The 6,553-nt window shown below is 70.9% G+C and carries 4 protein-coding genes; 2 read left to right on the plus strand and 2 right to left on the minus strand.

Going from position 1 to position 6,553, the window contains the following annotated elements:
• Nucleotides 1-823 precede the first annotated feature (823 nt).
• Nucleotides 824-3,304 carry a glycogen/starch/alpha-glucan phosphorylase gene (locus tag AB0I21_RS52325; protein WP_360572711.1) on the plus strand — a complete coding sequence of 827 codons (2,481 nt, stop codon included), beginning with the start codon at nucleotides 824-826 and terminating at the stop codon, nucleotides 3,302-3,304.
• Here AB0I21_RS52325 and AB0I21_RS52330 read toward each other — a convergent pair.
• Nucleotides 3,301-4,209 (minus strand): 5'-3' exonuclease, encoded by a 909-nt coding sequence (locus AB0I21_RS52330; protein ID WP_360572713.1) that lies wholly within the window; start codon nucleotides 4,207-4,209, stop codon nucleotides 3,301-3,303. The genes AB0I21_RS52325 and AB0I21_RS52330 overlap by 4 nt on opposite strands.
• A gap of 9 nt (nucleotides 4,210-4,218) precedes the next feature.
• On the minus strand, nucleotides 4,219-5,169 hold the full coding sequence (locus AB0I21_RS52335; protein ID WP_360572715.1) for a sensor histidine kinase: 951 nt from the start codon (nucleotides 5,167-5,169) through the stop codon (nucleotides 4,219-4,221).
• Between the two features lie 157 nt (nucleotides 5,170-5,326).
• Here AB0I21_RS52335 and AB0I21_RS52340 point away from each other — a divergent pair, with 157 nt between their 5' ends.
• On the plus strand, nucleotides 5,327-6,418 hold the full coding sequence (locus tag AB0I21_RS52340; RefSeq protein ID WP_360572717.1) for a Xaa-Pro peptidase family protein: 1,092 nt from the start codon (nucleotides 5,327-5,329) through the stop codon (nucleotides 6,416-6,418).
• The last annotated feature ends 135 nt before the right edge of the window (nucleotides 6,419-6,553 follow it).

A 6,553-nucleotide genomic window follows, 5' to 3' on the forward strand; every position in this document is an offset into this window, starting at 1 on the left:
GGTGGCCCGCGGGGCGGTCGTGGTCGTGGACGTCGTGATCGATGTCGTGTGGTGGCTGTCCGGACGGCCACGGTCGTCCTTCGATCATGGTGGCTGGGTTGGCTGTCCTGGTCGCTGTCCGCGTGTGGGTTCGCCGATCCATCTGGTCATAGGGCAGGCCAGCACGGAGGTGAGGTCCTTTCCGTCCGGCCGTGGGCCGGGCGCCAGGTGGCGTGGTCGCGGTGATGTTCCCCGGCAGCAGTCCTCGCATGGGCCGGCGCCGTCGAGGGCGTCACTCGGTGCTTCCACATTGTCAGACCGCGGAACCGGTCTCGGCCGTCGCGGATTCCCTGTGGGGCGGTCGGGGCCGTGGTTGGCGTGATCGAAGTCGCGTGGTGGCTGTCGGGGCGGCCAGGGGTGTCCTTCGATCATGGTGGTGGCCAGGTCTCGTAGTCATCGTCTGTGCTGTGGTTGCGGTGGTGGCTCCCGGACGGCGTGCTCGCGTGGGCCGGCGCTGTCGAGGGTGTCGTTCGGGTCGTTCCGCGTCACCGTTGGGTGTAGAGCGGAGGTCGTCGATGGCTGGGGTGGGTGGGGGTGGGGTGATTCTCATGATCCGGAAGAGTTTGTGTCGCTCTGGCGACCATAAGTCTTCCGGATCATGGGGTGGGGGGCATGTCGATTGGGGACTGGGTGGTGCCGGGGTTGTGTGCATGGTCCGGAAGGACGTGTGTGGCTGGGGTGGCGTGAGGGGTTTCGGGTCGGGAGGGTGAGGGGTGGGAGGGGACGGGGAGAAAAGTTGGGGAGACGGTGGGTCGGGGATGAGCGACTGGCGGATACTTGGCGGGTGACCGAGGCGCGGCCCCGACCCAGGCGCACTGTTGGCGACTCGCTCGAGGAGTTCGAGCGGGACCTGATCTCCAACCTGTACTACCAGCGTGGGACGACGATCGAGTCGGCGAGCGGGCCTGACGGCTACCACACGCTGGCCGTGACCGTGCGGGACAGGCTGGTCGACAGGTATGCGAGGACGGCGGCGGCGCATTACGCGGCCAACCCGCGGTTCGTGTACTACCTGTCGGCGGAGTACCTGCTGGGGCGTCAGCTCAGGCAGAACCTGCTGTACACGGACACGGAGCGGTGGGTCAGGCCGATCGCCGAGGACCTCGGGGTGTCGCCGGAGGCGCTCGAGGTGTACGACGTCGAGCCCGGACTCGGCAACGGCGGGCTGGGGCGGCTGGCGGCGTGCCTGATGGACTCCATGGCGACGCTGGACATCCCGGCGGTCGGGTACGGGATCCGGTACGAGTTCGGCATCTTCAAGCAGACGTTCCGCGACGGCAAGCAGGTCGAGCGGCCCGACGACTGGACGTTCTACGGCAACCCGTGGGAGTTCCCCGCGCCCGACGACCGGCAGCTGGTCGGGTTCTACGGCACGACCGTGGCCGACCCGAAGGACCCGGAGAGCCTGCGGCGGAAGTGGACGCCGGGGGAGACGGTCAGGGGCGAGCCGAGCCACATGCTCGTGCCGGGGTACGGGACGCAGACCGTCAACATCATCCGGCTGTGGCAGGCCAGGGCGAGCCGCGAGTCGTTCGACCTGGCGAGGTTCGGGGTCGGGCAGTACGTGGAGGCCGTCGACGACATCGTGCGGGCCGAGAACATCAGCAAGGTGCTGTACCCCGACGACAGCACGGAGCCCGGGCGGGAGCTGCGGCTCAAGCAGCAGTACTTCCTGGTGGCGTGCTCGCTGAGGGACATCATCCGGCGGTACAGGCTGCGCAACAGCGGATGGGAGGGGTTCGCCGACAAGGTCGTGATCCAGCTCAACGACACGCATCCGGTGATGGCGGTGACCGAGCTGATGCGGCTGCTGGTCGACGAGCACGGGCTCGGCTGGGACGAGGCGTGGGGGATCACCCGCCGGACGTTCAACTACACGTGCCACACGCTGCTGCCGGAAGCGCTCGAGACGTGGCCGGTGCAGCTGCTGGAGCGACTCCTGCCGCGGCACATGGAGATCGTCTACGCGATCAACCACTTCTTCCTGGAGGAGGTGCGGCAGGCGTACCCGGGCGACGAGGACGTCGTGCGCCGCATGTCCATCATCCAGGAGGGCGACGAGCGGCGGGTGCGGATGGCGCACCTCGCGGTCGTCGGCAGCACCGCCGTCAACGGGGTCGCCGAGCTGCACACGAAGCTGCTGGCCGGCACGACGCTGCACGACTTCGCGCAGCTGTGGCCGGAGCGGTTCCACAACGTGACGAACGGGGTCACGCCGCGGCGGTTCCTGCGCATGGCCAACCCGGCGCTGTCGGAGCTGATCACCGAGATGCTCGGCGACGAGGGGTGGCTGACGGACCTGGAGCGGCTGCACGGGCTCGGCCCGCACGCCGACGACCCCGCGTTCCGCGCCGCGTGGCGGGACGTGAAGCGGCACAACAAGGCCGGGCTCGCCGCCGCGATCGAGCGGTCCACGGGCGTCCTCATCGACCCCGACGCGCTGTGCGACGTGATGATCAAGCGGTTCCACGAGTACAAGCGGCAACAGTTGAAGCTCCTGCACGTGATCACGATGATGAACCGGATCCGGGCCGACCCGCAGGCGACGTACGTGCCGCGCACGGTGCTCTTCGGCGGGAAGGCGGCGCCGGGCTACCACGCGATGAAGCTGCTCATCGAGCTGGTCAACGCGGTCGCCGGCGTGGTGAACACCGACCCGGTCGTCAGCCGGCACCTGCGGGTGGTGTTCCCGGCGGACTACAACGTGACGAAGGCGCAGTTCATCATCCCGGCCGCCGACCTGTCCGAGCAGATCTCCCTGGCCGGCAAGGAGGCGTCCGGCACCGGCAACATGAAGCTCGCCCTGAACGGCGCGCTCACCATCGGCACCCTCGACGGCGCGAACATCGAGATCCGGGACCGGGTCGGCGCGGACAACTTCTTCCTGTTCGGCATGGACACCCCGGCGGCGACGGCGCTGCGCCGGTCCGGGTACTCGCCGCGGTCGTTCTACGAGGCGGACTTCGAGCTGCGGCTCGCCGTCGACACGATCGCCTCCGGCACGTTCGCGAAGGGCGACCGCGACGTGTTCGCCCCGGTCGTCGACGCGATGCTGGGGCGCGACGAGTACATGGCGCTCGCCGACTACCGGTCCTATGTGGACTGTCAGGACACGGTCGCGGAGGCGTGGACGGATCCGGACCGGTGGACGCGGATGTCGATCCTCAACACGGCCCGGTGCGGCTTCTTCTCCTCCGACCGGACCGTCCGGGAGTACTGCGAGCAGATCTGGAAGGTGGACCCGGTCCGCGTCGGGGAAGCCTAAGCGGCCAGGGCGTCGACGATGCGCTTGGTGGCGCCGGCGAGGCCCCAGCGCTCGGCGAGGGCGAGCAGCGCGTCCGGGTCGGCGGGGGCCGACGGCAGCTTGGTGTCGACGTCGCCGAGCGGGATGGTGCGGGCGACCGCCACCACGTCGCGGGCGGCGGTGAGGTACTCGCGGCCGGCGACGATCTTCGTGCGCAGCCCCGGGGCGAAGCCGGAGGCCGGGTCGTCGAGCGCGGCGAGGATGCCGTCGAGGTCACCGTACCGGTCGACGAGGCGCGCGGCCGTCTTCTCGCCGACGCCCGCGACGCCCGGCAGGCCGTCGGAGGGGTCGCCGCGCAGCGCGGCGAAGTCGGCGTAGCCGGCGGCGGGCACCCCGTACTTGGCGTGCAGGGCGGCGTTGTCGAGGACCTCCAGCTTCGCGACGCCGCGGCCGCAGTACAGGACGGTCACCTCACGGGTGTCGTCGATGAGCTGGAAGAGGTCGCGGTCGCCGGTGGCCACCTCGACCGGGCCGGGCTCGCGGGTGGCGAGGGTGCCGATGACGTCGTCGGCCTCGTAGTCGTGGGCGCCGACGGCGGTGATGCCGAGCGCCGCCAGGAACTCCAGGATGATCGGCACCTGCGTCGACAGGGCGTCGGGGACCTCCTCGCCGCCGGCGGGGGTGAGCCGGTGCGCCTTGTAGGACGGCAGCAGCGCCACCCGCCACGCCGGCCGCCAGCTCTCGTCGAGGGCGCAGACGAGCCGGTCCGGCTGCCGGCCGCGGACCAGGGTCGAGAGCATGTCCAGGAAGCCGCGGACGGCGTTGACCGGGGTGCCGTCGGGGGCGACGGCCGCCTTCTCGGGCACGCCGAAGAACGCGCGGAAGTAGAGGCTGGCGGAGTCGACGAGCAGCAGAGGTCGGGCCACCGGGTCAGCCTAGCGAAGCACGTGCACCCGGGTGGTGGTGCCGGTCTGGCTGGTGTGTCGCTGGACCAGGTCGACCAGGTAGTGGACCATGACGAGGCCGCGCCCGCCGCGGCCGCCGGTGGGGCGCAGCCGGCCGGCCATCACGTCGGTGAGGTGGCCGAAGTCGCGGACCTCGCAGACCACCCGCTCCTCGTCGCGCCAGGTGCGCAGGGTGCCGGATCCGCCGGCGTGCATGATGCTGTTGGTGGCGAGCTCGTTGACCGCGCTCTGCAGGTCGCCGATGCGGTCCGGCGGCAGCTCCGCGTCCAGGCCGAGCTCGGCGACGGCGCGGCGGACCTTGACCAGCCCGCCGACCTCGAAGCGCAGCGTCGTGGCGCCGAACGGGGGCTCCGACAGCGGCACGTTGTAGGCCTCGGTGATGCCGTGGGGGTCGTACGCGTCGCTGGCGGACCGCGCGCCGTCCTCGATCATCGTCGGGTGCGTCGCGTAGGCGTCCTTGACCATGTGCGGGTCGAGGCGGCTGGTGTCGTAGGGGCAGAGGACCGACGCCTCGCGGCCCTGGAACGCCACGTTGATCATCGCCTCGTGCTGGACGCAGGCCGGGTACTCGTCCTCGGAGCGGCCGGACCAGATCGGCTCGCCGATCACGCGGACCCGCTTGCCCGGGTGCTCGTCCATGAACTTCGACAGCACCCACGGGATGATCCGGCCCGGGTTGCGGCCCGCCTCGTGCATGTCGGTGAACGCGACGACCTCGGCGAACGCGCCGAGCCGCTCGCGGATCAGCTGCACGTTGGCCGGCGGCGCGGCGACGGCGACGGGCTCGCCGAGGGAGACGCCCTCGTAGATGAAGTTCATCGTGCCGTCGAGGAACGTCGCGGCGTCACGGTACAGCAACGCATCATGGACGAACGGCTCGGTACGCCGGTCGCCAGCGATGGCGGCGTTGCGTGCGCTCATGCGATGCGCTGCTCGTCTCGATCGGGAAACAGTGCGATCTCAGACTTTACTCAGGCTCCGGTTGCAGACTACGCCATAGGTCCCCGACCGACACCTATCCGTTGGTGTCGACTCCGGGTGGTCGCCCGGAAACCAAACGAACGTTAAGCTTGCACACGTGTCCCAGAAGGAACAGCGACTCCGTGCCGCGCAGTCCGCCGCCACCGCGGCCGGACTCGACGCGCTCCTCATCCCACCAAGCGCTGACCTGCAGTACCTCACAGGTTACGACGCGCACGCGCTGGAGCGGCTCACCCTGCTCGTGCTGCCCGCCGACGGCGAACCGACCCTGATCGTGCCCCGCCTGGAGCGCCCGGCCGCCGAGGCAGCCGATCCCCACGGTGTACGGATCGTCGACCACGTGGACGGTTCGGACCCATACGAACTGGTGAGCGCCGCCATCGGCAAGGCCGACGCGGTCGGGCTCGGCAACCGGATGTGGGCCGAGCAGGTCCTCGCCCTGCGCGCCGCGCTGCCGTCCGCCGAGCAGCGCCTCGCCGGCGCCGTCCTGGCCGCCCTGCGGGTGCGCAAGTCGCCCGGCGAGGTCGAGGCGTTGCGCCGGGCCGGGCAGGCGATCGACGCCGTCCACACCCAGATGGGGCAGTGGCTGCGGGCCGGCCGCACCGAGAACGAGGTCGCCGCCGACATCGCCGCCGCGATCCGTGCCGCCGGGCACGCGACCGTCGAGTTCACGATCGTCGCCGCCGGGCCCAACGGGGCCAGTCCGCACCACGGCACCTCCGATCGGGTGATCGCCGCGGGTGAGCCCGTCGTCGTCGACATCGGCGGACGCATGCCCGACGGCTACTGCTCCGACTCGACCCGCACGTACTGCATCGGCGAGCCGCCCGCCGAGTTCGCCGCGTACTACCAGGTGCTGTTCGAGGCGCAGCGCGCCGCGGTCGCCGCAGTGCGGCCCGGGGTCACCGCCGAGTCCGTGGACGCGGTCGCCCGCGACCTCATCGCGGCGGCCGGCTACGGGCCGGCGTTCCTGCACCGCACCGGCCACGGCATCGGCCTGGACGGGCACGAGGAGCCCTACATCGTGGCCGGCAACGACTCCCCGCTCGAAGAGGGCATGGCGTTCTCGATCGAGCCCGGTATCTACCTCTCCGGCCGGCACGGTGCGCGCATCGAGGACATCGTCGTGTGTACGAGCAGCGGCGTCGACCGGCTCAACACGATCCCGACCGAGCTGGTGATCCTGTGAGCGGCCAGCGGAGCGGCTCGGGCCGCTCACCGGCATGGCAGGTTGGGTCGCGGCGGCGCCGGAGCGCAGCGGAGGTGGCGCTGTGAGCGGCCAGCGGAGCGGCTCGGGCCGCTCACCGGCATGGCAGGTTGGGTC

Origin of the sequence: Dactylosporangium sp. NPDC050588 (assembly GCF_040654975.1) — a bacterium.
In the GTDB taxonomy this organism is placed as follows: domain Bacteria; phylum Actinomycetota; class Actinomycetes; order Mycobacteriales; family Micromonosporaceae; genus Dactylosporangium; species Dactylosporangium maewongense.